At 62.8% G+C, this 24,527-nt stretch carries 29 protein-coding genes and 1 pseudogene; 9 read left to right on the top strand and 21 right to left on the bottom strand.

The window, feature by feature from the left end; genetic code table 11:
* From AB4O23_RS16280 to AB4O23_RS16260, 5 genes are all read left to right on the top strand, one after another.
* Entirely contained in the window at positions 1-1,020 is a 1,020-nt protein-coding gene (locus AB4O23_RS16280) for an ABC transporter permease (RefSeq protein ID WP_065878847.1), read from the top strand.
* A 1-nt stretch (position 1,021) separates the two neighbouring features.
* The gene (locus AB4O23_RS16275) at positions 1,022-2,626 is read left to right on the top strand and encodes an ABC transporter ATP-binding protein (protein WP_017528581.1); all 1,605 of its coding nucleotides are present in this window, start codon (positions 1,022-1,024) and stop codon (positions 2,624-2,626) included.
* Between the two features lie 208 nt (positions 2,627-2,834).
* Positions 2,835-3,413: a hypothetical protein gene (locus AB4O23_RS16270; RefSeq protein WP_135196823.1), complete on the top strand. Its 579-nt coding sequence runs from the start codon at positions 2,835-2,837 to the stop codon at positions 3,411-3,413.
* Positions 3,385-3,975, top strand: a complete 591-nt coding sequence (locus AB4O23_RS16265) for a hypothetical protein (RefSeq protein ID WP_157788671.1) — start codon at positions 3,385-3,387, stop codon at positions 3,973-3,975. The genes AB4O23_RS16270 and AB4O23_RS16265 overlap by 29 nt, the downstream gene beginning before the upstream one ends.
* 64 nt (positions 3,976-4,039) lie before the next feature.
* Positions 4,040-4,915 carry an AraC family transcriptional regulator gene (locus AB4O23_RS16260; protein WP_065878841.1) on the top strand — a complete coding sequence of 292 codons (876 nt, stop codon included), beginning with the start codon at positions 4,040-4,042 and terminating at the stop codon, positions 4,913-4,915.
* Here the strand turns inward: AB4O23_RS16260 and AB4O23_RS16255 are convergent.
* From AB4O23_RS16255 to AB4O23_RS16245, 3 genes are all read right to left on the bottom strand, one after another.
* Complete coding sequence (locus AB4O23_RS16255) at positions 4,857-5,444, bottom strand: LysE family translocator (protein WP_017528584.1); 588 nt, start codon at positions 5,442-5,444, stop codon at positions 4,857-4,859. The genes AB4O23_RS16260 and AB4O23_RS16255 overlap by 59 nt on opposite strands.
* A gap of 1,001 nt (positions 5,445-6,445) precedes the next feature.
* Positions 6,446-7,075 carry a ribonuclease T2 family protein gene (locus AB4O23_RS16250; protein ID WP_017530685.1) on the bottom strand — a complete coding sequence of 210 codons (630 nt, stop codon included), beginning with the start codon at positions 7,073-7,075 and terminating at the stop codon, positions 6,446-6,448.
* A gap of 37 nt (positions 7,076-7,112) precedes the next feature.
* On the bottom strand, positions 7,113-8,093 hold the full coding sequence (locus tag AB4O23_RS16245; RefSeq protein WP_017530686.1) for a Gfo/Idh/MocA family protein: 981 nt from the start codon (positions 8,091-8,093) through the stop codon (positions 7,113-7,115).
* A 127-nt stretch (positions 8,094-8,220) separates the two neighbouring features.
* Here AB4O23_RS16245 and AB4O23_RS16240 point away from each other — a divergent pair, with 127 nt between their 5' ends.
* The gene (locus tag AB4O23_RS16240) at positions 8,221-8,583 is read left to right on the top strand and encodes an NUDIX hydrolase (protein WP_017530687.1); all 363 of its coding nucleotides are present in this window, start codon (positions 8,221-8,223) and stop codon (positions 8,581-8,583) included.
* Here AB4O23_RS16240 and AB4O23_RS16235 read toward each other — a convergent pair.
* The 9 genes from AB4O23_RS16235 to AB4O23_RS16195 all read right to left on the bottom strand — a co-directional run bounded on the left by AB4O23_RS16235 (position 8,569) and on the right by AB4O23_RS16195 (position 15,961).
* Complete coding sequence (locus AB4O23_RS16235) at positions 8,569-9,282, bottom strand: transporter substrate-binding domain-containing protein (protein WP_017530688.1); 714 nt, start codon at positions 9,280-9,282, stop codon at positions 8,569-8,571. The two genes, AB4O23_RS16240 and AB4O23_RS16235, sit on opposite strands and share 15 nt — an antisense overlap.
* A gap of 82 nt (positions 9,283-9,364) precedes the next feature.
* Complete coding sequence (ubiT, locus tag AB4O23_RS16230) at positions 9,365-9,832, bottom strand: ubiquinone anaerobic biosynthesis accessory factor UbiT (RefSeq protein ID WP_017530689.1); 468 nt, start codon at positions 9,830-9,832, stop codon at positions 9,365-9,367.
* Positions 9,826-10,716, bottom strand: coding sequence for a U32 family peptidase (locus AB4O23_RS16225; RefSeq protein WP_017530690.1), 891 nt, complete (start codon positions 10,714-10,716; stop codon positions 9,826-9,828). The genes ubiT and AB4O23_RS16225 overlap by 7 nt, the downstream gene beginning before the upstream one ends.
* Positions 10,717-10,726: 10 nt before the next feature.
* Entirely contained in the window at positions 10,727-11,722 is a 996-nt protein-coding gene (ubiU, locus tag AB4O23_RS16220) for a ubiquinone anaerobic biosynthesis protein UbiU (RefSeq protein WP_017530691.1), read from the bottom strand.
* A 9-nt stretch (positions 11,723-11,731) separates the two neighbouring features.
* A complete protein-coding gene (locus tag AB4O23_RS16215; protein WP_017530692.1) occupies positions 11,732-12,958 on the bottom strand; it encodes a molybdopterin molybdotransferase MoeA in 1,227 nt (408 codons plus the stop codon).
* Positions 12,955-13,509, bottom strand: a complete 555-nt coding sequence (gene moaB / locus AB4O23_RS16210; protein ID WP_017530693.1) for a molybdenum cofactor biosynthesis protein B — start codon at positions 13,507-13,509, stop codon at positions 12,955-12,957. The genes AB4O23_RS16215 and moaB overlap by 4 nt, the downstream gene beginning before the upstream one ends.
* A gap of 84 nt (positions 13,510-13,593) precedes the next feature.
* Positions 13,594-14,241 carry a pyridoxamine 5'-phosphate oxidase gene (gene pdxH / locus AB4O23_RS16205; RefSeq protein WP_017530694.1) on the bottom strand — a complete coding sequence of 216 codons (648 nt, stop codon included), beginning with the start codon at positions 14,239-14,241 and terminating at the stop codon, positions 13,594-13,596.
* 100 nt (positions 14,242-14,341) lie between these two features.
* Positions 14,342-14,761 carry a hypothetical protein gene (locus AB4O23_RS16200; protein ID WP_068937263.1) on the bottom strand — a complete coding sequence of 140 codons (420 nt, stop codon included), beginning with the start codon at positions 14,759-14,761 and terminating at the stop codon, positions 14,342-14,344.
* Positions 14,762-14,770: 9 nt separating this feature from the next.
* Complete coding sequence (locus AB4O23_RS16195) at positions 14,771-15,961, bottom strand: NnrS family protein (protein ID WP_065878837.1); 1,191 nt, start codon at positions 15,959-15,961, stop codon at positions 14,771-14,773.
* Positions 15,962-16,095: 134 nt separating this feature from the next.
* Between AB4O23_RS16195 and AB4O23_RS16190 the strand changes: the two genes are divergently transcribed.
* Positions 16,096-16,779, top strand: coding sequence for a Crp/Fnr family transcriptional regulator (locus tag AB4O23_RS16190; protein WP_065879140.1), 684 nt, complete (start codon positions 16,096-16,098; stop codon positions 16,777-16,779).
* Positions 16,776-16,967, top strand: a complete 192-nt coding sequence (locus AB4O23_RS16185; RefSeq protein ID WP_017530698.1) for a hypothetical protein — start codon at positions 16,776-16,778, stop codon at positions 16,965-16,967. The genes AB4O23_RS16190 and AB4O23_RS16185 overlap by 4 nt, the downstream gene beginning before the upstream one ends.
* On the opposite strand, the gene AB4O23_RS16180 is transcribed toward AB4O23_RS16185, so the two are convergent.
* The 7 genes from AB4O23_RS16180 to AB4O23_RS16150 form a co-directional block, all read right to left on the bottom strand.
* Positions 16,961-18,802 (bottom strand): nitric oxide reductase activation protein NorD, encoded by a 1,842-nt coding sequence (locus AB4O23_RS16180; RefSeq protein WP_065878835.1) that lies wholly within the window; start codon positions 18,800-18,802, stop codon positions 16,961-16,963. The genes AB4O23_RS16185 and AB4O23_RS16180 overlap by 7 nt on opposite strands.
* An 818-nt stretch (positions 18,803-19,620) precedes the next feature.
* Positions 19,621-21,042, bottom strand: a complete 1,422-nt coding sequence (locus AB4O23_RS16175) for a cbb3-type cytochrome c oxidase subunit I (protein WP_460069531.1) — start codon at positions 21,040-21,042, stop codon at positions 19,621-19,623.
* 3 nt (positions 21,043-21,045) lie between these two features.
* A complete protein-coding gene (locus tag AB4O23_RS16170) occupies positions 21,046-21,486 on the bottom strand; it encodes a c-type cytochrome (RefSeq protein WP_017530585.1) in 441 nt (146 codons plus the stop codon).
* A 108-nt stretch (positions 21,487-21,594) separates the two neighbouring features.
* Positions 21,595-22,077: a periplasmic heavy metal sensor gene (locus AB4O23_RS16165; RefSeq protein ID WP_017530584.1), complete on the bottom strand. Its 483-nt coding sequence runs from the start codon at positions 22,075-22,077 to the stop codon at positions 21,595-21,597.
* Positions 22,074-22,505, bottom strand: a complete 432-nt coding sequence (locus tag AB4O23_RS16160) for a hypothetical protein (RefSeq protein WP_065878831.1) — start codon at positions 22,503-22,505, stop codon at positions 22,074-22,076. The genes AB4O23_RS16165 and AB4O23_RS16160 overlap by 4 nt, the downstream gene beginning before the upstream one ends.
* Entirely contained in the window at positions 22,502-23,080 is a 579-nt protein-coding gene (locus AB4O23_RS16155) for an RNA polymerase sigma factor (protein WP_135197023.1), read from the bottom strand. The genes AB4O23_RS16160 and AB4O23_RS16155 overlap by 4 nt, the downstream gene beginning before the upstream one ends.
* 18 nt (positions 23,081-23,098) lie before the next feature.
* The gene (locus AB4O23_RS16150; protein WP_017530581.1) at positions 23,099-23,410 is read right to left on the bottom strand and encodes a YXWGXW repeat-containing protein; all 312 of its coding nucleotides are present in this window, start codon (positions 23,408-23,410) and stop codon (positions 23,099-23,101) included.
* A gap of 224 nt (positions 23,411-23,634) precedes the next feature.
* Here AB4O23_RS16150 and AB4O23_RS16145 point away from each other — a divergent pair, with 224 nt between their 5' ends.
* The gene (locus tag AB4O23_RS16145) at positions 23,635-23,775 is read left to right on the top strand and encodes a hypothetical protein (RefSeq protein WP_017530580.1); all 141 of its coding nucleotides are present in this window, start codon (positions 23,635-23,637) and stop codon (positions 23,773-23,775) included.
* On the opposite strand, the pseudogene AB4O23_RS16140 reads toward AB4O23_RS16145, so the two are convergent.
* Both AB4O23_RS16140 and AB4O23_RS16135 read right to left on the bottom strand, forming a co-directional pair.
* A pseudogene (locus tag AB4O23_RS16140) lies at positions 23,772-23,873 on the bottom strand (DUF1652 domain-containing protein); the annotation flags it as partial. The gene AB4O23_RS16145 and the pseudogene AB4O23_RS16140 overlap by 4 nt on opposite strands.
* A gap of 304 nt (positions 23,874-24,177) precedes the next feature.
* On the bottom strand, positions 24,178-24,507 hold the full coding sequence (locus AB4O23_RS16135) for a hypothetical protein (RefSeq protein WP_026067479.1): 330 nt from the start codon (positions 24,505-24,507) through the stop codon (positions 24,178-24,180).
* Between the last annotated feature and the right edge of the window lie 20 nt (positions 24,508-24,527).

Genomic DNA, 24,527 nt, shown 5'->3' with positions numbered 1-24,527 from the left:
ATGAACCTGTCCCCCCTCAATCGCCGCCGCTTCGAACGTTTCAAAGCCAACAAGCGTGGCTGGTGGTCGCTGTGGCTGTTCCTGACGCTGTTCGTACTTAGCCTGGGCGCGGAGCTGATCGCCAACGACAAACCGCTGGTGGTGCACTACGACGGCGGCTGGTATTTCCCGGCGCTCAAGCGCTACCCAGAGACCACTTTCGGCGGCGAATTCCCGTTGGAGGCCAACTATAAGAGCCCGTATATCCGCGAACTGCTCAAGGCCAAGGACGCCTGGACCCTGTGGGCGCCGATCCCGTTCAGCTACCAGAGCATCAACTACGACTTGCGCGTGCCGGCCCCGGCGCCACCTTCTTCGGTGAACCTTCTGGGCACCGATGACCAAGGCCGCGACGTGCTGGCTCGGGTCATCTACGGCTTTCGCGTGTCGGTGTTGTTTGCCCTGACCTTGACCGTGCTCAGCTCGATCATCGGCGTGATCGCCGGGGCCTTGCAGGGCTTTTACGGCGGCTGGGTCGACCTCGCCGGGCAGCGCTTCCTGGAGATCTGGTCCGGCTTGCCGGTGTTGTACCTGCTGATCATCCTCGCCAGTTTTGTGCAGCCCAACTTCTGGTGGCTGCTGGGGATCATGCTGCTGTTCTCATGGATGAGCCTGGTGGACGTGGTGCGCGCCGAGTTCCTGCGCGGGCGCAACCTGGAATACGTGCGCGCGGCACGGGCGCTGGGCATGCAGAACGGCGCGATCATGTTCCGCCATATCCTGCCCAACGCCATGGTCTCGACCATGACCTTCATGCCGTTCATTCTCACCGGCGCCATCGGCACCCTCACCGCCCTGGACTTCTTAGGCTTTGGCTTGCCCGCCGGTTCACCGTCACTGGGCGAACTGGTGGCTCAGGGCAAATCCAACCTGCAAGCGCCGTGGCTGGGCATGAGTGCCTTTGCCGTACTGGCGATCATGTTGAGTTTGCTGGTGTTTATCGGCGAGTCCGCTCGCGATGCGTTCGACCCGAGGAAATGAGATGAATCAGGACAATCTGATCGAAATCCGCGACCTCAGCGTCGAGTTCGTCACCGGCGAGCACGTCCACCGGGTCGTCAATAACGTCAGCTTCGATATCAAGCGCGGCGAAACCCTGGCCCTGGTCGGCGAAAGCGGCTCGGGCAAGTCGGTGACCGCGCATTCGATCCTGCGCCTGCTGCCCTACCCGCTGGCCCGCCACCCCAGCGGCACCCTCTCATACGCTGGGCAAGACCTGCTGACGCTCAAGGAAAAGACCCTGCGGCATATTCGCGGTAACCGCATCGCGATGATCTTCCAGGAGCCGATGACCTCGCTGAACCCGCTGCACTCCATCGAAAAGCAGATCAACGAAGTGCTCGGCCTGCATAAGGGGCTCACCGGCAAAGTCGCGACCCTGCGCACCCTGGAACTGCTGGAACTGGTGGGTATTCCCGAACCGCACAAACGTCTCAAGGCCCTGCCCCATGAGCTTTCCGGTGGCCAGCGCCAGCGAGTGATGATTGCCATGGCGCTGGCCAACGAGCCGGAGCTGCTGATCGCCGACGAGCCGACCACCGCCCTCGACGTGACCGTACAACTGAAGATCCTGGAGCTGCTCAAGGAGTTGCAGGCGCGGCTGGGCATGGCGTTGCTGCTGATCAGTCATGACTTGAACCTGGTACGGCGCGTTGCCCATCGAGTGTGCGTGATGCAACAGGGCTGCATCGTCGAGCAGGCCGACTGCGAGACGTTGTTCCAGTCGCCGCAACACCCTTACACCCAGGAACTGCTGGCGGCCGAACCCAGCGGCGGCCCAGCCGATACCCAGATCGGGCCGCCGGTGCTGGAGGTCGATGACCTGAAAGTCTGGTTCCCGATCAAGAAGGGCTTTTTGCGCAGTACCGTCGACTACGTCAAGGCGGTGGACGGCATCAACTTCAGCCTGCCCCAGGGGCAGACCCTGGGCATCGTCGGCGAGAGTGGCTCGGGCAAATCTACTCTGGGCCTGGCGATCTTGCGCCTGATCGGCAGTAAAGGCGGGATCCGCTTCGAAGGTCAGCAACTGGACCGCCTGACCCAGCAACAGGTACGCCCCCTGCGCCGGGAAATGCAGGTGGTGTTCCAGGACCCGTTCGGCAGCCTCAGCCCGCGCATGTGCGTCAGCGAGATCGTCGGCGAGGGCCTGCGCATTCACCAGATGGGCACCCCGGCCGAACAGGAAGCGGCGATCATTGCCGCGCTCAAGGAAGTGGGCCTGGACCCGCAATCCCGGCACCGTTACCCGCATGAATTTTCCGGCGGCCAGCGCCAGCGCATCGCCATCGCCCGCGCGTTGGTGCTCAAGCCGCGCCTGATCCTGCTCGACGAGCCCACCTCGGCGCTGGACCGCACGGTACAACGCCAGGTGGTCGAATTGCTGCGCAGCCTGCAGGTCAAGTACAACCTGACCTATCTGTTTATCAGCCACGATCTGGCGGTGGTGAAGGCGCTGAGTCACCAGTTGATGGTGGTCAAGCATGGGCAGGTGGTGGAGCAAGGCGACGCGCGGACCATTTTTGCTGACCCACAGCATGCGTATACGCGGCAATTGCTGGAGGCGGCGTTTCTGGCACCCACCGGATGAAACGGCGGGAGGAGCCTGGCCCTGGCTGCCTCCTGCCGAGTTGACTGACACAAGCCACGCCATTGCAGGAACCACCTGCTACTGACGCACCGGCATCTCGCGGGATCATCGGGGTTTCCTCAACACGGAACCCCCTCATGGATGACTTTCAGCCCCTCGCCCTGGCGTGGGACGTCTCAAGCAAGGCGCGCAGCTGGTGCAGACGCTTATGGATGAAAACGACCCCGAGTCTTCAAACACACCGGCAACCGGGTATTTCGACCATCAACTGAAGGTCATCTATGTCATGGCGCCCGACTACGCATACCGGCGCAAAACCCTCATGCCTGTCGCCTCCGATACGCGCTGGTCGCGGCTGGCGCTGCTCGGCGAACACCTGGCGCTCGACATCTACGCCGATCAAAGCCTCAGCGTGTTGAGTGCATTGCAGGCCTACGCCATCAAGCGCCCGCGCAGCCAGATGCAGATCCGCGCGCTGGTCAAACGCCTGCGCCAATGGCCAGCTCCGGCGACGCCTGTCGTGCTGCCCACCGCGCGTTCGTTTAAAGAGCTGTACCGCTATCGACAGCATGTCGGTTATGGCCGGCGAACTGGATGCCACCTCCAAACACTGGCACTCCTCGGACAGGGCTATCAAATACCGGGAAATGGCCAAGCGGTTTCATTTGTTGGGGCAGATCAATACGCTGTTTTCCAACGCGTTCAATCAGAAACTCGAACAGTTGAAAGCCGCTTACAGGGAATACCTCTGTCAGGGCATGTCTCACCTGCCCCTGCGTTGGCGTGAAGCGCTGGAATACGGTTACGTGCAGTTTTTCCGCTTGAAAATGCGCGGCTCGGGGCCCGGCGATCCCTCCACTGTGGGCCGATATGGCGTGCTGGTGTACGTCTCGTATTACAGCGACAGCGCCTTCTATGAGTTCTTCCCCAGACGCCTATTGATCCGCAAACGAGCCGACCTCGACTACACACAACTCCTGCACGCCGTCGACACCGTCACCAACCAACCGTGGATGCGCTTCGACTGGCCAGCCTATGCATTCGGCTCCGAGCCGGCCGAATGGGCGCAGACTTCAGCGATAACCGATCTGTTGATCGACAACCTTGGCCACGAACTGGGTGAAATCGCCGACCCGCCACCCCTGGATGCCGCAGGGCGACGCGTGCCACGGACCTTTGACTCCCCGCGCTCCCATGCCCTGGCGAATGTCATCTTGGAGCAGCATATGTTGCTCGACAGCCTGGCCTTACAAGCAAAAGCCAAGCAACCGCTCACCCTGCAAGAAGCGGTCAGCGGCAGTGACCCCTGGGCCGATTACCTGCGCAACGCAGCGCTCGAGCCCGACTGATACTTGAACAATCACGGTTTTTATATAAGGCTGGCTGTCCGCTCATCGCCTGGACGCCCCGCTCATGACCGCCGCCACCGCACCGCTTTTCTGGCGTGACCCTGCGCTGGCTTTTGTCGAAGCACGGACCATTGCCGACGGGCGCAACGTGACTTACACCCGGCATGCCCATGAGCATTTTTCCATCGGGGCAATCACTCGGGGGCGCAGCTATTACCACCATGGCACCCAGACGTTCGAGATCAGCGCCGGCACGCTGGTATTGATGAACCCAGGCGATGTGCATGCCTGCAACCCCATCGAAAACGAGCATTGGTCCTACCACATGCTCTATCTCGACACGGCCTGGCTGACCGACCTGCAATACCAACTGGGTTTCAGCACCGAGCAGGGCTACCGCCCGTTCAACACCCCCCATACCCGCGACCCGCTGTTGTACAACGGCTTGCTGGAGCTCTATCGGATGCTGGTGGATGAGCAGGCTGAACTCCTGCAAAAACAGAGCGCGCTGGTGAGTTATTTCAGCGAGCTCCAGGAGCGTCTGAACCCGTCGCCTGCGCCCGTGCGGGAGGTCAACCACAAGCTGGAGCGGGCCGCCTGTTACATCCGCGAGCACTGCACTCAGGCGCTGAAACTGGAGGACATCTGCCTGGCGGCCGAGCTGTCGCCGTCTTACCTGATCCGCGCCTTCAAACAGTATTACGGGCTTACACCCCATGCTTTCCTGGTGAACCAGCGTATCCAGTTTGCCCGCAGCCAACTGCGCCAGGGCGAGTTGATCGCCGAGGTGGCGCTGGCCGCCGGCTTTGCCGACCAGGCGCACTTCCAGCGCACCTTCAAACAACACGTCGCCGCCACGCCGGGGCAATATCGCGACCGGCTCAAGCCATCAGCAAATACCCCACACTGGCCACCAGCAACGCGGCCATTGAACGGTTGAACAACCGCACGCCCTTCGGGTTGCTCAGGTAACGACGCAGAAAGGTCCCGGCGTAGGCCCAGCACGCCACCGACCAGTAGCAGATCACCAGGTAGAGGCCAGCAAACAACCAGACTTGTGCCGCATCGCCATCGGCGACAAACAAGCCCATCCCCGCCACACACGCCAGCCACGCCTTGGGGTTGAGCCACTGCATGATCGCGCCATAGAGCATCGACGGCGCGGTGGCGCTGCCATCGGCATCCAACTGGCCATTGTCCGCGGCCAGTTTCCAGGCCATGTACAGCAAAAAGGCGACCCCGCCCCACTGGATCAATTGGGTCAGGAGGGGCCAGCGCACCAGCACTTCATGCAGGCCCAGGCCGATCAACACCAGCAGCAGGGTAAAGCCGACGGCGGCGCCGAATACGTGTTTTTGGCTGGCGACAAAACCGAAGCGGGCGCCGGAACTCAGCGCCACCACATTGACCGGTCCCGGGGTGATGGAGGTGGCCAGTGCGAAGGCGGCCATGGAGATGATCAAGCTCATTGGGGTTACCTTTTTTTATGAGGAGCGTAAAGAGGTCACCACGGTATAGGGCTAGGCTGGAAGGGTATTGAACAAAATTGCCCTGGGTTAGGTTGACGAGTCTGTCGACGGAGTACGGGGCGTTTTTCGAGCGAGAGAGCTTGTTTGCGTGGCGGCTTTAGGGCCGACCATGTACTTGGGTTGGGGTGAGTACATATCCGTTGCTGCGGTAACGGCGGCTATGGGGTTCCGCTCTTACAGCGGGTCACTTTTGGAAAAGCGCCAAAAGTAACCAAAAACGCTTCGCCCCACCACTCGGCACCTCGCCTAGGCTCGGTGTGCCCGTAATCCGACAGTGATTTGGGGGGCCGCCGCCACGCGCCATCCATGGCGCGGGGCGGCTAAACCGGCATCCCTGCCGGTTTACCCCCCAAATCACTGTCGAATTCCGGCCAGCGTGGTTAACGGGGCGCTCCAGATCAAAAACAAAGCGAGGCGGCCTTAGAGCCGACCTGACCGTTGAGGCGTACGCGGTGCAGCTTCTACTTCCTTAACTGCTGACGAAGTCAGCAATCTTTTGATCTGGCTTTTGCTTTTGCTTTTGATCTTAGGCGCCCCGTTAAACACGCTGGCCGAACGCAGGCTTGAATCCGTGGGTAACCCGGCAGGACGCCGGGTTAGCCGCCCCGCGCCATGGATGGCGCGTGGCGGCGGCCCACGTATTCAAGCCGGAGTGAGGGCACACCGAGCCTAAGCGAGGTGCCGAGTGTTGGGGCAAGAGCCCTTTTGGTTACTTTTGGGGCTCTTTTCCAAAAGTGACCCGCCGTAAGGGCGGAACCCATAGCCGCCGCGACCGCAGCAACGGATATGTACTCAGACCAAGGCTGATCCGCCGCCATTGATCGACCACCGACGCCCCCACCCCACTTCGCCTAACTCACCCTGTTGAAGCACCTGAACACAATGACACTGGCGCAATTGGCCAAAGATTTTAATGAGCACTATCGCCTGGCGATGCTGCCCTAACGCTGCGCAGGAATGCGGATATCACCCTCACGGCATTGGGTTTTCACACTGCGCGGGCACCCAGCAAAGGCCAGGTCCTTGGTCAGACACACCCGCACTTCCGACAACACCTTGCCTTTGCAAATCACCGCCAGCCCATGGTTGCCCATACGCGGGTTGCTCTGGCGAAACAGCGCCTCGATCTCACGGGCCGGCAACGCAGGCGGTGTATTGAATGGCTGCAATTGTGGCGGAATGACCACCGCCCCCAGTGCCGCGTCGGTTTTTTCCAGGTACGCCAGCGGTTCAAGCCCACTGCAGGTGCCGTGCTTGGCCCATTCGTGCTTGAGCAGCGAACGCGTGGGGAACAGCGTGGCGCCCTTGTCTATCGCCTCACCCGACAAGCGCGACTGCGAATCACAGGAGGCCGGCCACCCGCCCCGTGCGTATTGCGGCCATAACCCGTGCAGTACGAAACCGTAACCCTTGCCTGAACACTGTTCGTTGTCGGGGTGCGTCAGGCAGAACGTCGGCGACCATGACAACGACAACACATAAAAATCAAACTCCCCAGGCGCACCCTGGTTGCGCGGGGCAGCCATTGCGCTGGTGGCAACTACGAGCCACAACGCGATCCAATATTTCATCCGTCCAATTCCTTGAAAAAAAACCAGCCAACCACGACTACCCAGGCAAATAGGGGTTACGTTGCAGCACCTTGTCCAGGATCCGGTCGGTCTTCAGCGCTTCGATCGCCAGCGACGGATGCTCGGCTTCACCGCGAATATGCGCGTTCATGGCCACCACATGGTGCCACTGGATATGGGCGTGGCATGGCACTTCCAGCACTTCGTGGGTCTCGCCTTCCAGGTGCAGCGGTTGGTCTTCGAACACCGAAAAGCGGATACGCCCGCGACTGCCGACCAACTCGACCCAATCCTCACGGCGATCCGCGACAAAGTTCCAGCAGCCCATGCCCAACGCGCCGGAGCTGAACGTCCAGCACGCCGTCACCGCGTCTTCGGCGGCATAGCGTCCGGCCTGGCGCGCGGTAAAGCCCGAGACTTCAATGATGTCTCCGGCCAGGTACTGGAACAGGTCAAAGCCATGGCTGGCCAGGTCGGCAAAGTAGCCACCCCCGGCAATCAGCGGGTCGGTGCGCCAGTTGGCGGCGCTGGCATCCTCGGCAGCCGGCGGTTTGCATAAGGTCCAGGTGAGGTGGCGCAACTCGCCGATGCGCCCTTTGCGCAGCCACTCGCGCACTTGCTGGAAACGTGGAAGCGAGCGGCGATAGTAAGACACAAACAGGTGCAGGCCGGCGCGCTCAAAGGTGCGTTGCATCAATGCGCTCTGTTCGGCATTCAGCGCCATCGGCTTCTCGACGCAGCAATGTTTGCCGGCGGCCGCCACCATCAAGCTGTATTCCAGGTGGCTGTCAGGCGGCGTGGCGATGTACACCGCGTCCACTTGAGGGTCGTTGATCAGTGCCTGAGCGTCGGTATAGAAACGGGCAATGCCATGGCGTGCAGCATAATCGCGCACTGCGGCCTCACGGCGCCCCATCACCGCTACCAGGGCCGAACCTGGCGCTTTGTAGAAAGCGGGTCCACTCTTTACCTCAGTGACACTGCCACAGCCGATCATGCCCCAGCGTACGGTGCTCATCAGTTTTCCTCGTGCGTTTTGGTCCGTCGGGCAGTATCCACATACAGGCGCCCGCGCGCCATAACCACTTAGCATGACAATTGCATTACACTTTTGTGACACTCATCCCGCTGCGGGGGCACAGACGATGAAAATCAGGGCAACGGTTATTTGCGAAAACGAGGGGCATATCCTCTTCGTGCGCAAGGCCAGATCGAAATGGGCCTTGCCCGGCGGCAAGGTCGAACGCGACGAACGCCCGGTGGGCGCCGCCGAGCGCGAGTTGGAAGAAGAAACCGGGCTGAACGTTGACGGGTTGCTGTACTTGCAAGAGCTGAAGGCGCGCGACACGCTGCACCATGTGTTTGAAGCCTCGGTAATCAATATCGACGAAGCGCGGCCTTGCAACGAAATCGTCGACTGCCAGTGGCATGCCTATAACGCCCTGGAGCAACTGGACACCACCGACGCCACCCGGCACATCGTCAAATCCTTTCTACGACGCCTGTAGTTCAGCGCTCTGCCCGCTGCCCAGCAACCCTCGTTTCACCTCACCGTTGGCTTTCTGCCGTTCGACAAAGGAATTGACGAACGCGGCAGCCGCCGCATGAGCCACCGGTACCGCCATGGCTTGGCGGATGGTCATGAAGTCATCCTCCAGCAGGCGCCATTGCTCCGAAACCCGGGTACGCAAGAAATCCCGCACACCGGCTGCCGCCTCCAGGCGCTGTTCGATAAACCAGTCCACCGCAGCCGCGGACGTCGGCGCACGCACCAGTTCGGCGTGTTGCAGCGTACGGCTCAGGTACAAATCGTAGGCGGCCCCCTGGCCCACGGCGATACGCGTGCCCGGTGCGTCCAACTGCGCAGCGTGGGTCAGCGGCGAATTGGCCGGCACCAGGCAGGTTCCCTTGATCGCTACGTACGGCGTGCTGAAGGCGATCTCCCGTTCACGCACCGGCTCGATGGCGAGGAACGCCACGCGCCACACATCATCGGCCAACGCGGCGAAGACCTTGCCCGCCGCCTCGAAGGTGATCAATTCCAGCGTGACACCCAGCGCCTCGGCCAGTGCATTGGCGAGCACCACGCTGACGCCCTGGGGCTCGCCATGTGGACCGCGTTGGGCGAGTACCGGGTTACCGAAATTGATGGCGGCACGCAGCACGCCATTGGGGGCCAGTTGGTGTAGGACTTGGGGATCAATCATCGGGGCTTCCTTGTCAGGTTCGTGGCGCGGCATTGGGTGATCGGGCCGATTATGCCCTGCAACGCAGCGTCTACCCAGCCGATCAAACCGCCACGCCTCGCCCAGCCCTTTCCAACCCCCGCCACAGCCAGCCGGGCAGCACGTCGGGGTCCAGACTATCAATCAGGTTCTTCAACCCCAGCCCCAGCTCCGTGTCGCCTTCGATCACCAAGCGTCGCCGAAAAAACAACGTATCCGGATCCTCCTGCCGGCTGGCCAGCAACAAAAACTCGCGCCAGTTGCCACGGATAGTCACCTGCGCCTCAGCCTGTTGCGCGATGCGCAGCCCGTCACGCCCGAGGGTCAGGTACCAGCACAACCCCAGGTCCGGAATGCGTAAACACAGCCAGCGCCCACGTAGCAGGTCGAAGCCGCCCTCGCGCAACGGCTCGGCCAGGCAGCGGTTGAGGGCCTGTTGCAAGGCCAGCCGCTGCATGCCGAACGGCACACGGCGGATCAGCGGCAACACGCGGTCCGCCCCCTTGAGCAGCCATTGTTTGCGACTTAGCACAGCCCCACCTCCTCGACCCGCAGCATGCCGGCCTGGCCATGCCAGTAGCCGTTGCAGCCTTCGACAAACAATGGCGGCGTAGCGCCCTGGCGCACCTGGTCGAAGGCGCGTACCACCTCGATCATGCCTTCGGCCCGCGGGCTCAGGCGCAGCAGGTCGGCGCCGCAATGCACCAACGCGGGATAATCAGCCAGCAAGTTGGTGACGTCGGCGGACAGGGTCTGTATGCCGTTCAGGGTAAACAACGGCTGCCCCTCCTGACTGGTCAGGGCCATGCCGTCGGGGTAGTTGAGGCAGCAGAACTGGCAATCGTCCTTGGGGCGGTTTTCGGCACGGGCGGTAAAGCAGCGCGCCGAGTAGGCCAGGGGTAGATGGCCGTAGGCGAAGATTTCCACCTCGGGCAACGGCCGGCCCAGTTCGCGCACTTGCGCCAGCACATCGGCGATCAGGCCTTGGGAACATTCCACCGGCGGCACCCAGCGCTGCATGCCGGCATCGAGCAGTTGCACCAGGGCGTGGCCGTTGTAGAGGTTGAGCGCCGGGCCACCGACAAAGGGCAGGTTGCGTTCGATCAGCAATTGCACCGCGCCCATGTCGTTGGCCTCCACCAACAATTGGCCGTTGTCGCACAGGCGGCGCAGGCTGGAGAGTTCCGAGGCGGCTTCGATCAGGGTCAGGCTCGACAGCACGATTTGCGCCGAGCTGCACGCCTGCAGCTCACGGCCCAGGCCCAGCCAATGGTCCAGGGAAAACGCACGGCGCTTGGAGCACACGGTTTCGCCCAGGTAGATCACGTCCAGGGGCAAGCCGGCCATGTCGGCATAAAAGCGCCCCAGGTGGTCCTTATCCCAATAAAACAGCACCGGTCCGAGGCTGAGTTTCATCGATTTTTCCTCATTGCCATGCACGGTGGTAAGCCCCCAGAGTGGTCTGGCTGCCTTCGGAAAGCCCGGCGAGCGCGCGTCGCCACGGCTCCTGCACCACAAAGTTGGCCGGGGCGCCGCGGTACGCGTCGAGCGCCGCGCGCCACACGCGGGTGACTTGCTCCACATAGGCCGGGCTGCGTTGGCGGCCCTCGATTTTTATCGCTGCCACGCCAATCGCACTGAGCTCGGGCAACAGGTCCAGAGTGTCGAGGCTGGTGGGTTCTTCCAAGGCATGAAAGCGCTTGCCGCCAACCAGGAAGCGGCCCTTGCACAGGGTCGGGTAGCCGGCGGGTTCGGTGGGGGTGTAGCGGTCGATCAGCACTTCGCTCAGACGTGCGCTGAGGCCCTCGGCGTCGTCGCTCCAGCGCACCGCCTTGGCCGGCGAGCATACGCCGCACAGGTTGGGCGACTCGCCGGTGATGTAAGAAGACAGGTGGCAACGCCCTTCCGCCATGATGCACAGGCTGCCAAAGCCGAAGACTTCGATGGGCACCGTGCTGCTGGCCGCCACTTGCTTGACCTGCGCCAGCGACAGCACCCGTGGCAACACCGCGCGGCGAATACCGTAGCGCTCGGCGTAGAATTTGAGCGCCGCCGCATGGGTGGCCGAACCCTGCACCGACAGGTGCAACGCCATCTGCGGATGGCGCTCGGCCGCGTAGCCGAGCACGCCGGGGTCGGCGGCGATCAGCGCATCCACGCCATGGTCGGCGGCGCGGTCCACCGCACGTTGCCAGCGCGGCCAGATCTTCGGTTGCGGGTAAGTGTTGACCGCCACGTAGAGCTTGCGCTGGTGTTGGCGGATATGCGCGACGGCGGCGTCGAACTGCTTGTCGTCCATGTTCAACCCGGCAAAATGTCGGGCATTGGTGTCATCGCGAAACCCCACGTACACCGCGTCGGCACCTTGGCGCACAGCGGCTTTGAGGGCGGGCAGGTTGCCTGCCGGGCAGACCAGTTGCATCACAGCTCCTTATTCAAAATCGGCAAACGACACGAACGCGACCGGCGCGCCCTTGAGCACTTGTTGCTCGCACTCGATTATCACCAGGCCATCGGCCCAACACGCCGCCGTGAGCATCGCCGAGCTTTGCTGGGGGTGAAGGATGGCGCGCAATTGCCCATCCACGCCTGGTTTCAAGCGGGCACGCAGGTATTGGCGACGCTTGTTGGGCTTAAGCCATTCAAAGCCGGCCATCACGTTGACCGGCACCGGCAGCACCCGCTCCGCGCCTTGGGCGCGCAGCAAAAACGGACGCACCACCACCAGCGCGGTAACCAGCGCGGCGGTGGGGTTGCCGGGCAGGCCGATCCAGGGTTTGCCGGCCACGCGGCCAAAGGCCAGGGGCTTGCCGGGCTGGATCGCCAGGCGCCAGAAATCCACATTGCCCAATGCCTGAATCGCCTGTTTGAGATGGTCCTCCTCGCCCACCGACACGCCGCCCGTGGTCAGCAGCAGGTCGCACTCGGACGACGCCAGCACCAAGGCGTCGCGGCTGGCCGCCAGGGCGTCGGCCATCACGCCGTAGTCATGCACCTCCACGCCCCAACCGCGCAGTAACGCAGCGACCAGGTGACGGTTGCTGTTGTAAATCTGCCCCGGCGCCAGCGGCTGGCCAGGTTCGCGTAGTTCATCGCCGCTGCTGAGCAGGCACACCCGCAGCGGCCGGTAGACCTTGACCCGCCCGATGCCCGCCGCCGCCAACAAGCCGATTTCCTGGGCGCGCAGACGCCTTCCGGCACTCAACACGCGCTGGCCGCGTTGCAGTTCTTCGCCACGCTTGCGCACGTGTTCACCCAGGCGCAACGGCGGGCACCAGATGCGCTGGCCATACACACGGCAACGCTCTTGGGGCACGACACTGTCAGCACCAGGCGGCAGTGGCGCACCGGTAAAGATCCGCACGGTTTGCCCGGCTTGCAACGGCACATCGCTGCTGTGACCGGCGGCGATCCGCCCGGCCAGCATCAGGTAACCGCCCTGCTCCGGCACATCAAAGGCACGCAGGGCGTAGCCGTCCATGGCGCTGTTGTCCCAGCCCGGCAGGTCCAGAGGCGAGAACACCTCTTCGGCGGTCACCCGGCCAAGGGCCTGGCCCAACGCAATGACTTCGGTGGACGGTGGCGGCGGCGCCTGGGCCAGCAACTGCTCGATGGCGGCGTCCACCGCCAGCAAGTCGCCGCTGTCGCACACGCTCATGACCGCGCCTCGCAGACGCCGAGTACTTGAGCGGCCTGCGGTTTAAGGTGCGGCACGAAATTGCACGGGCCGGTGCGACTGTCCAGTTGGCTGAGCAGGATCTGGTCCCACGCGGTGCGACAGGCGCCAGGCGAGCCGGGCAGGCAACACACCAACACGCCGTTGCTCATGCCGGCCAGGGCACGCGATTGCAGGGTCGACATGCCGATCTCGGCCAGCGACACCTGGCGGAACAGCTCGCCAAAGCCGTCGACCTGTTTATCCAATAACGCCAGTACCGCTTGAGGCGTGTTGTCGCGCGCCGTGAAGCCGGTGCCGCCGGTCATCAGCACCACTTGCACCTCAGGGTCGGCGATCCACAGGGAGACCTGCGCGCGGATCTGGTAGATATCGTCCGTCACCAAACCACGGTCCACCAACACATGCCCGGCGCCCAGCAAGCGGTCCACCAGGGTCTGGCCGGAGGTATCCGTGTCGAGGGTGCGGGTGTCGCTGATGGTCAGTACGGCGATGTTCAGGGGGACGAAATGCCGTTGTTTCAAATGGGCCATGATGGAGGCTCCAAACGTCAGAAAAGTAGTCGTCAGCCTGCACCGCAATGGGCGCAGGGCCTATTCCTCGGAGGAGGTATGCCGTTAGGGGGCGAGGCGTGTGCGCTGCCATGCGCCATCGTGCAGGCGATAGTCGAGACGGTCATGCAGGCGGTCGGGGCGGCCTTGCCAGAACTCGATGCGCCGCGGTTGCAGGCAGTAGCCACCCCAATGCTCGGGCCGTGGCGGGCGATGGCCGGCGAAACGCTCGGTGACCTCGCGCAAGCGGCTTTCCAGTTCGCTGCGATGGCCAAGCGGCTGGCTTTGCGGCGAGGCCCAGGCGCCCAACTGGCTGGCGGCGGGACGGGCGTCGAAATAGTCGTCCGACAGCTGCGCATCCGCCCGTACCACCGGGCCTTCGACGCGCACCTGGCGCTCAAGCCCCGGCCAGAAAAACGTCATGGCGGCGTGGGGATTGCTCGCCAGCTCCTGGCCCTTGGCGCTCTGATAATGGCCAAAGAAGAAAAAACCGTCAGCGCGAAAGCCCTTAAGCAACAGGATGCGGCAATGGGCATGCCCGTCACGGTCGACCGTGGCCAGGGCCATGCTGTTGGCCTCGGCCGGGGGCACTTCGGTCTTGCGCGCCTGATCGAGCCACTGGCCAAACAGTGCCACGGGATCGTCCTGTACCAGGTCGTCCCTCAAGCCATACAGGGTGTAGTTGCGGCGCAGTTGTGCAAGAGACAGGGGCATGGCGCGGTCCTCCAGAAAGTTCGCCACAGTGTGGGAACTGCCGCTGCGTTATCCCTTGATCGCGATCAACATTCGTGCGCGGCATGACGCCGCACAACCGCTACCACAACGACTTGGCCAGGATCACGATCAACACCATATGCAGCAGGATGCTGCGCCGGATCCACACCGCGCGCCGGGGGCTCAGGCGTTGGTGGGTCAGCCAGTACGCCAGCAACACGTAATGGCCGATGATGCTCAGGGCCAGGGTGATTTTCAGGCTCAACAGCAGCGCAAAACGTCCGGTCCACGGCATGCCCCAATAGTGCCAGGCCAAACCGATGCCCGCGCCGTACAGCAGCACCACCACGCCATGCAGTACCTGGCGTGAACGCCGGGCAATTGCCTGCTCGGCGGTGAACTGCGCCGACCAGGCCAGTTCTTGCCGGGCGCTGTGCCAAATCACCACTTCAAAAAACAGCGTGCCGATAAAGGCGACGGCCGCCAGCAGATGCACAATCAACAGCCACGAATACAGCATGGGGTTCTCCTAACCGGGGTGCCCGTCGACGCGCGCCTGCCACAACATCGGCCCATAACGCCACAGGTACAACCCCAGGCCGACGGACCAGCACAGGCCGGCCAACCACAACGCCGCCACCGGCCACACCGGCACCATCAACACCCGGCAGACACACGCCAGGTTCAGCAGCACAAAGGCCAGGGTCATTCCGCTTGGCGGCTGCAAGGGCCGGCCGGTGTGGCCCAGGCTGACCCGCGCGATCATCGCCAGGATCAAACCGCCCATGGCGCCTACGGTCAGCGCATGCACCGCCAGGCTCGGGTTGAGCGGCGCCCCCAAGTGCCACAGCGCCATGCCCAGGCACGCCAGTGCCAGCCAGGCATACGCCAGGTGCAACGACCACAGCAGCGGCACGCGCCACAGGCCACGATCATGCCAACGCGCCAGGCGCAACAGATGGCCAAGGCCCAGGGCGGCGAACAAGCCGCCAAGCCACACTCCGGGCGCAGCCGCCAGACCTGCGGCATAGGCCAGCGCCACCAGGATCGCGCCGCCCAATAACAGGCGATCAAGCCAGGGCCAGGGTTTTACCGCCTCGACCCGGCCCAGCCCGCGCTGGGTAAAAAACGGAATCACGCGGCCGCCGATCAGGCCCATCATCGCCGCCACCAGCCATAACCCGGTGAGCACCGACTGGCGCTGCCAGCCATCGTCCTGACGCAACAGCCCGTACAGCGAAATCCCATCCGCCACGGCCAGCAGCACCAGCACCAGCACAATCGGGTAGTTACGCTTCTGCCGTACCTGCCACAGTGTCCACCCCATCACCCCGGCCACGGCCAGCGGGAAACTCAGTTCCAGCAGCGCCAGCAACGGCCATGGCAGGTTCAGCAACCAGCCCAGCCGCGCCGCCAGCCACAGCCCGGCCAGCGCCGCCAACGGCCCGCCGCTGAGGCCGGGGCGACCGGTCCAGGTCTGCACGGCCGTGAGCAGGAACCCGGCGATCGTTGCCACGCCAAAGCCAAACAGCAACTCATGCCGATGCCACGCCAGCCAGCCGCCGGCCGGCTGCCAACCGCCGGTGGCGCCACCCAGGGCCAGCAACCACAAGGGAATCGCCAGCGCCGCCAACAGGCACGCGCCGAGGAAAAATGGCCGGAAGGCCAAGCGAAACAACGGGGTAATCGACATTGCCTTGCGCCGATCCAGTACGTGCATGCCACGGCTCCTCCACTCATCATTGCGCGAATTTTGCGCCGGTGCGCGGGCGTTGCCCTTGTCGCAGATCAAGCTGCGCCAAGGCGCCCTGGATTAACCTTGAGCCCCTTCCCCCCTTGTGTACCGAGGTAATGATGGTGCTCCATCGTGTCCATCACCAGATCCTGCGCAGCCATCACCTGTTCGAGCCCATGGACGAGGCCCAACTCAATGAGCTGATGAGCAGCAGCCAATTGCTCAGCGTCGACAAAGGCGAGCCGTTGTTTCGCCAGGGCGAGCCCGCCGACGCGTTCTATTTTGTGATTGCCGGCGCGGTGAAGATCTACCGTCTGACCCCGGACGGCCAGGAGAAAGTGTTCGAGGTCATCGGCGAGCGCCAGACCTTCGCCGAAGCGATGATGCTGATGGACACCCCCAACTACGTGGCGTGTGCCGAAGCGGTGTGCCCCACCCAGCTGTATCGCCTGTCCAACGCCACGTACATGCGCCTGCTGCAGAGCAACAGCCGCCTCACGTTTGCCCTGCTGGCCAAGTTGTCCGTGCGCCTGCATCAGCGGGTCAATGAGATCGAAACCCTGTCGCTGAAAAATGCCACCCACCGCGTGGTGCGCTACCTGTTGACCCAACTGATGCACCTGCACGCCGACGCGACGCGCTTCGAGTTGCCCATGGCCAAGCAATTGATCGCCGGGCACTTGTCGATCCAGCCGGAAACGTTCTCACGGATTATCCGACGCTTGATCGACGAACGGATCATCACTCAGGACGGTCGCCACATCGCCATACTCGACCGCCCGCGCCTGGAGCAATTTGAGTGAAAAAGTGCCTGTATTGCCAACAGCGCAATGCCGAGCAGCGCGACACCTGCGAACGCTGCGCGATGCCCCTGCCCGCCTCCGAAGCCGTCACCCAGGCGCGGCGGCTGAGTCGCTTCCAATGGTTTTGCCTGGGCCTCACGCTGTTTTGCATCGCCATGTTCTTCTGGCTGCCGCGCAGTTTCTACTGACGTTCGGTGAGTTGGCGGTACAGCTGCGGCAAGCGCTGCGGTAACTGTTCGGGCTGGCGGATCAAGGTAAAACCGTGGGCGCCGAACATGTACGGCACATAGTCGCCGGCCTGTTTGTCGATGGTGATGCAAAACGGCACCAAGCCTTGGCGCCGCGCCTCCAGCACCGCCTGGCGGGTGTCTTCCACGCCATAGCGGCCTTCGTACAGGTCCAGGTCATTGGGTTTTCCGTCGGTGAGCAGCAACAGCAATTTGCGCCGCTGCCGGCATGCGCCCAGCAGGTTCGTGGCCTGGCGAATCGCCGCGCCCATGCGGGTGTAATAACCCGGTTTCAGCCCTTGGATCGCCCCGCGTATTTGATCATCGTAAGGTTGCTGGAATGCCTTGAGCGCCTGCAGGCGCACCTGGTGCCGGCGCAATGATGAGAAGCCGTACAGCGCAAACCGATCCCCCGCCCCCGCCAGGCTTTCAGCGAACAGCAGCAGGCTGTCGCGAATCACGTCGATGACCTTTTGCGTATCGTTCAAGTGCGCATCGGTGGACATCGACAGATCCGCCAGCAGCAGGCATGCCAGGTCGCGGTGGGTGTGGCGCTGCTCCATGAACAGGCCGCGCTCGGCACAGGCACCGTGCTGACGCTGCACATGAAAATCCAGCCAGGCTTGCACGTCGAGCTCCGTGCCCTGGGGTTGCTGGCGTTGCCACTGGCGGTCAGTGCGCAAGTGCTGGAATTGCCGGCGCAGCCGCCGGGCCTGGGCAACCAGACGCTGCGGCAACGGCTGGGGTTGCGCGTCGCGCGGTTGCATCAGTTGCAGGTTGACGAAGCCGTCTTGCAGGCGTTGTTGACGGTAGTCCCATTCGGGCAATTTGATGCCCTCGCCCAGAGGGATATCGTCGACGTCGGCCGGTGGCAGGTCCAGGTGCAGTTTCAGGCCGCCACTCTTGCGCACGCGCTGGCGCGACAGGCTCAACTGGTCGAGGTCTTCGGCGACGCGTGCGGCGTCCGGGTCCTGGCTGTCGTCGGACCAGCGATCAAGGTCGATGTGCTCGGTCCAACTGAACAGGTTTTCCAGGCGCACCACCAATAGGCCGCCGTCGCGGCTGTTGTCGTCCAGGCGCGTGGCGCGCTTGGGGGCGCCGGTTTGTTGGCCTGGCGGGGTCGCCAGGTCTTCGCCGTCGTCATCCAGGGCGCCGCCCTGGGGCGTGTCCAGTTGCAAGGGCGGGTACAACCACAGGGGCAACGGCCAGGCGGCCCGCTCGCTGCGCGGCACATGGCGCACGCTGCCGGGCTCGCGCAGGGCCTTGCGCAAGGCTTTTTCCACGGCCGCTTCGTCGGGAGGCAAGCTGGCGGGTTCAGGGCGCAGGGCAATGTGCGCGTCCACCAGGCGCCGGTAGCTGGGCCGCAGTGCCGGGTAACGCTGCAACAGCAGCCAGGTCCAGCGCTGGTTGTCGCGTGCCCAATGTGTCATCGGCCCCGACTGCGCCGCCAGCAGCGCCAGCCACCGATAGAGTTCGCGGTTCAGCGCGGCCTGGGGGAACACCGCGAGGCTCGCCGGCAGGCGCAGACGACTGCCGTCACAGCTGGCCAACGGTGCTTGCTTGCAGGTGCCGGCGATGCGCATCAGCACATTGCGCCGCAGCAGCAGATCGCGCTCGGCGGCGGCTTCCAGGGTGATACCGGCGGCACCGCCGAGGGCGCGAAACAGCAGGGCGAGGCTGCGCTGGTGGTCGGCCAATTGAACCTGCGCTTCGGGGAAGGCCACACTGGCGCGGCGCGTGATGAAGCGGTGCCAGGCGCTGCCGACCCACTCTTCCAGTTCCAGGGTAAAGGCCATTGGGTGTGCTCCGATTGTTGGGAGGGGTTGCGTGGCGGCCTTAGGGCCGACCAGGTTCTTGGTTGGGGCGAGTACATATCCGTTGCTGCGGTAATGGCGGCTATGGGTTCCGCTCTTACAGCGGGTCACTTTTGGAAAGAGCCCAAAAGTAACCAAAAGGCTCTTGCCCCAACACTCGGCACCTCGCTTAGGCTCGGTGTGCCCGAACGCAGGCTTGAATCCGTGGGCCGCCGCCACGCGCCATCCATGGCGCGGGGCGGCTAACCCGGCGTCCTGCCGGGTTACCCACGGATTCAAGCCTGCGTTCGGCCAGCGTGTTTAACGGGGCGCCTAAGATCAAAAGCAAAAGCAAAAGCAAAAGCAAAAGCCAGATCAAAAGATTGCTGACTTCGTCAGCAGTTAAGGAAGTAGAAGCTGCACCGCGTACGCTTCACTGATCAGGTCGGCTCTAAGGCCGCCTCGCTTTGTTTTTGATCTGGAGCGCCCCGTTAACCACGCTGGCCGGAATTCGATAGTGATTTGGGGGGTAAACCGGCAGGGATGCCGGTTTAGCCGCCCCGCGCCATGGATGGCGCGTGGCGGCGGCCCCCCAAATCACTGTCGGATTACGGGCACACCGAGCCTAGGCGAGGTGCCGAGTGGTGGGGCGAAGCGTTTTTGGTTACTTTTGGCGCTCTTCCAAAAGTGACCCGCTGTAAGAGCGGAACCCATAGCCGCCATTACCGCAGCAACGGATATGTACTCACACCCAAAGAACCTGGTCGGCCCTAAGGCCGCCACGGCCCCCCCCCCTCAACCCCATCTGAATCGCAGCACCCTCAGTAAACAATCCGCACCGCTGCTTCAGCCACCCGACCACGCTGCCGAAAGCTATACAGGTAACAAAGCAACCCCACCAAAAACACCACACCACTGCCCAACCGCGCCCAAAACAACACCTTCAGATGATCCATCGTGGCCATAAACGGCAGCGCCACACCGTCCACCGGCCAGCGTTGCAACCACACCTGCACGGCACCCGCGGCGGTGAGGAACAGGGTAATCATCACCATCGACAACACCATCATCCAGAAGCCCCACACCTCAACCGTCTGCGCACGCGCATCCGGCGCTTCACCCAGCCCCCGCAGACGCGGCATGGCGTAGCTGATCAGGGTCATCACGATCATCGCGTAGGCACCGAAGAACGCCAGATGCCCGTGAGCCGCCGTAAGTTGGGTGCCGTGGGTGTAAAAGTTGACCGGTGCCAAGGTATGCAGAAAGCCCCAAACCCCCGCGCCGAAGAATGCCGTGACGGTGGTGCCCTTGACCCACAACGTGGCCGCACGGTTGGGGTGCTGGCGCCGGCGGCGTTTGACCATAGTGAAGGCGAACATCACCATCGCCAGGAACGGCAATGGTTCGAGGGCCGAGAAGATCGAACCGACCCACAGCCACACCTGCGGTGCACCGATCCAGAAGAAGTGGTGGCCGGTGCCGATGATGCCGGTGATCAAGGCCATGGCGATGATCACGTACAGCCATTTCTCCACCACCTCGCGGTCGACGCCGGTGACCTTGATCAACACGAACGCCAGCATCGAACCCATGATCAATTCCCACACACCTTCCACCCACAGGTGCACCACCCACCACCAGTAGAACTTGTCCCGCGCCAGGTTGCCGGGGTTGTAGAAGGAGAACAGGAAGAACACCGCGAGGCCGATCAGCCCGGTCATCATCACCATGCTCACGGTGGTCTTGCGGCCTTTGAGCAGGGTCATGCCGATGTTGTACAAAAAGCCCAGGCACACCACCACAATGCCCATCTTGGTGAGCGTCGGCTGCTCCAGGAACTCACGCCCCATGGTCGGCAGCAGTTCGTTGTGGGTCAGCTTGGCCAGCGCCGCATAGGGCACCAGCAGGTAGCCAAGGATGGTCAATACGCCCGCCACCGCAAATACCCAGAACAACAGGATCGCCAGTTTGGGGCTATGCAGTTCGCGGTCGGCCTCTTCAGGCACCAGGTAATAAGCCGCGCCCATGAAGCCAAACAACAGCCACACGATCAGCAGGTTGGTATGAACCATCCGCGCAACGTTGAAGGGGATCAGCGGGAACAGGAAGTCACCCACGACGTATTGCAGGCCCATGATCAGGCCGAACAGCACTTGGCCGACAAACAGCATCAAGGCAAACACAAAATAGGGTTTGGCCACGGCCTGGGATTGGAATTTCAGATAGGGATTGGCGCTGCGCATGGCTCAGCCCTCCTTGTTCGGTGGCCAGTTATTGGTATCGATCTTCGAGCTCCACTTGAGGAACTCCGCCATGTCGTCCACCTCCTGGTCGCTGAGGTTGAATTGCGGCATGGCCCGGCGTCCTGGCACACCCAGAGGCTGCATCTTCATCCAGGCATGCAGGAACGGTTTGAAGCCCTCTTCACCGCCCCGGCGCTTGAACACATTGCCCAGCTCCGGCGCAAAGTACGCGCCTTCGCCCAGTAAGGTGTGGCAGCCGACGCAGTTGTTGCGCTCCCATACGCCTTTGCCGCGCACCACCGCGTCGGTCAGTTGGTCAACGTTGCTGCGGGCGGGAAAGGTTTGTTCGGTGTGATAGGTCAGGGCCAGGAAAATCAGGAAGAAGAACACGCTTCCTCCAAAGTAAATATTCCTGGCCATGCCTTTGGTGAAGGTCTCTGACATGCTCGCTTCCTCATGGCTTGGCGGTGGCCATGATAGGAAGGTGGGGAGGCAAAGCTGCTTGATGGCGATCAAGAATTGTTGATCGAAGCGCTGGGATATTTTCGCCGCTCAATGCACCGCTTCAAGCGCTTGCTGCGCCTTGCCTTTGGCCTGCCCGCGCAGATACAACGCCTCCACCAGCTTTTGCCGCTCATCCTGAGGCAACCCACTGGCAAACTGCGCCAACGTCGTGTCCACCAACGCCCGGAGCGCCGCATCCGCCTCGCGCGCCTTGGCCAGTTCGGCCACCAGTACGTCGCGGTCCAGGGTCGGCGCCTGCAGTTGCCTGATCACGCCCATGCGCGCCTCACGCCCGGCCATGACCAGCGGCTGGCTGTCGGCACGGTTGTGCCGCAGCAGTTGACGCAATTCCTTGCGGCGCTGCGGCGGCAACTTGAACATGGCCTGGCGCAACCCATGTTGGTTGACCATCGCTTCAGCCGGCTCGGCAACGGTCATCCAGTGATAAAGGCCGCCCCCTACCCCACCGATCAAAAACACGTTGAGCAACACCGACACGAACAACCAAGGCTTAAGGGATCTGGCTGTCATTGTTCGGCTTCCTGCGCGTTGACGTTGAAGACGACCTGCGCATCGCCCTGATCAAAGACACTGGGCAATATCTCGGCTGGCAGGCTGGGCAACGGCATGCTCAAGGACGCCACCAACATCCCGGTGACGACACCGGCGATGCCCGCGCCAACAAGGCTCGCGGGCGAGAGCCAATCGGCATAGCGCGACCAGAAAGAGCGGCGTACGGTTGCCGACTGACGAATCCGCCGGGCCAGCGCCGGGTCGGCGCATGCCGGTTGATGGCTGTCCAGTTGCCGATCCAGCCAACCCGCCGTCGCCAGGGTCTGGCGCGCGTGAAGGTTGCCGCTGTCCAGCAGGGCTTGGGCCGCGTCCTGTTCAGCGGCAGGCCAGCGCCGCAGATCGGCGCCGTAGGCATCGGCCAGGTAGGCAAAGCGTTCAAGTGTCATGTGGTTCCCCTTCCTGGGCGGGCAAGCCCGGGTGTGTCGGCAAGTTGGCTGCGCAACTGGCGGCGGGCCCGCGACAGCAGGCTTTCCAGTGCCTCGACGCTGATATTCATCAGGGCTGCGGCGTCAATGTTCGACAGCTCCTGGTAGTACTGCAACACAATGGCTTCGCGCTGGCGCTCGGGCAACGCGGCCAAGGCGGCAGCCATGCGCGCGCTGCGCTCGGCGGTTTCGAGTTGCTCATCGGCCGATGGCGCACTGTCCGGCAGCTCAAGCACGTCTTTATCGTGCAGAGCTCGCTCTTTGCGCCGACGCAAACGGTCGTGGCACAGGTTGAGCGCCACCCTGTGCAACCACGTATCGAAACGCGCCTCGCCGCTGCGCCAACCGGCGGCGTGCCGCCAGATGCGCAGGAAACTTTCCTGGGCCACGTCCTTGGCCTCGTCGGCATCCCCCAGCAACCGGCTGGCGAGCGCCAGCAAACGCGGGAGCTTGCGCGTGACCATCTCGTTGACGGCGGCAGGTTCGTTGTTGCCGATACGCGCCAGCAGCTCAACGTCCGGATCAATGTCTTTCAATCGGGCAGTTCCAAAAAATCAGCGGACCCAATGCCCTTCACGCCAATACCAATTGGGGCCATGGGCTTCCCAGTGGCCAGGCTCCCAGCGTGCGTTTCGCATCACCGGCTGCCAGTGGCCCGGCACCCACGCATACCCCTGCCCTTCCCAGCGCCAGTGCCCCCGGTCCCAGGCGTAACCGGGTCGCTCGACCGGGACCACTTCCACACGCTGCGGTGGCGGTGCCTGGCGAATGATGATCTCGGTCTGGGCAAAGGCCGGCGTGCTGACAAACGCGGCAAAGGCCAGTGGAGCAAGCAAGGCATAGCGCAATAGCGTCAGGACTTTCATGGCAACTCCTTCATCGACGTGTACCCGTACACGCCTCTGTAGGGTTGAACGGCGGGTAGCGAAAAATCCGTCGCGGCGGCATGGATTTTTCTTCGGGCAGGGGGTCGAGGGCAGTATTGCCTGGGTGTTGGCGGGACTTGATGAAATATTTGAAAGGATCGCGACGGATTTTCCCCCGTGGCGGCGTTCAAGGAATAACGCTGCGCACACCAAGAGGAAATACCATGTCCCGTCGTCTATCCATGCTGGTTGCCGCCCTGTTGATCGTCAGCCTCAGCGGCTGCGTGATCGTGCCCGAGCATCGCCATTGCTGCTGGCGTTACTACGGCGCAACCGATGCCCCCACCAGCACCGTCAACGGCTAGCTCAGCACCGCAAACCCGTGGCGCCCGGCCTTGATCTCGGTGCGCAGTTCGCCAATGAGGTTCGATATGGCATGGATGCCGTCCAACCCCTCGGGGGCTGCATGGTCAGCAGCGGCAAAAGTGCCGGAGCGCAAATCGCAGGCAAAAAAAATCCCAAGTAGCTGATGGAAACTTGGGATTTAAAAATGCATAAACCGTGGGAGGTGAACGCCGGGCTATAGTAACCACTGCAATAACGTGTAACAAGATTATTTTGATCCTTTCGTCGGATTCTAAACGCTGTAAGTCCTTCAATAACCACATGTTTTTTAAGGTAGTGAAACCTATTTATGCCACTTTTTGGTGCAACTACCGCCTATATACCCGCTTACATATGAGGGTTATTAACTCAATAACCAGGCGCTATTTACGCGCCACTTTGTAGCGCACGCAGTCTTGATAGAAGCTCTGGCGGATCGCTTCGGGCTTGAGTCTTGAACGGCTGTCGTACGTCTGCTCGGTGATGCCCATGGCCATCATGCGCATCCACGATTTATTGAACTTAAGGGTCTGGATCTTCTGCCGGGCGGCGTACAGCGACACCCCCGACAGCTTGAGTTCCTGGGCCCTGGCGGCGGTGCCGGCGCCCCAACTGCACATGTACTTGTCGCCCTCGCGCAGCTCCCTTGCCTGCACACCGGCCGCGCCGCCGGCCAGGGAGCAGGCGATCAGCATGATTCCAACATTACGCATTTGCATCCCCACCTAACCAC

This window comes from Pseudomonas sp. H2_A10 (assembly GCF_054680085.1).
This window is presented reverse-complemented; position numbering and strand designations above follow the sequence as displayed.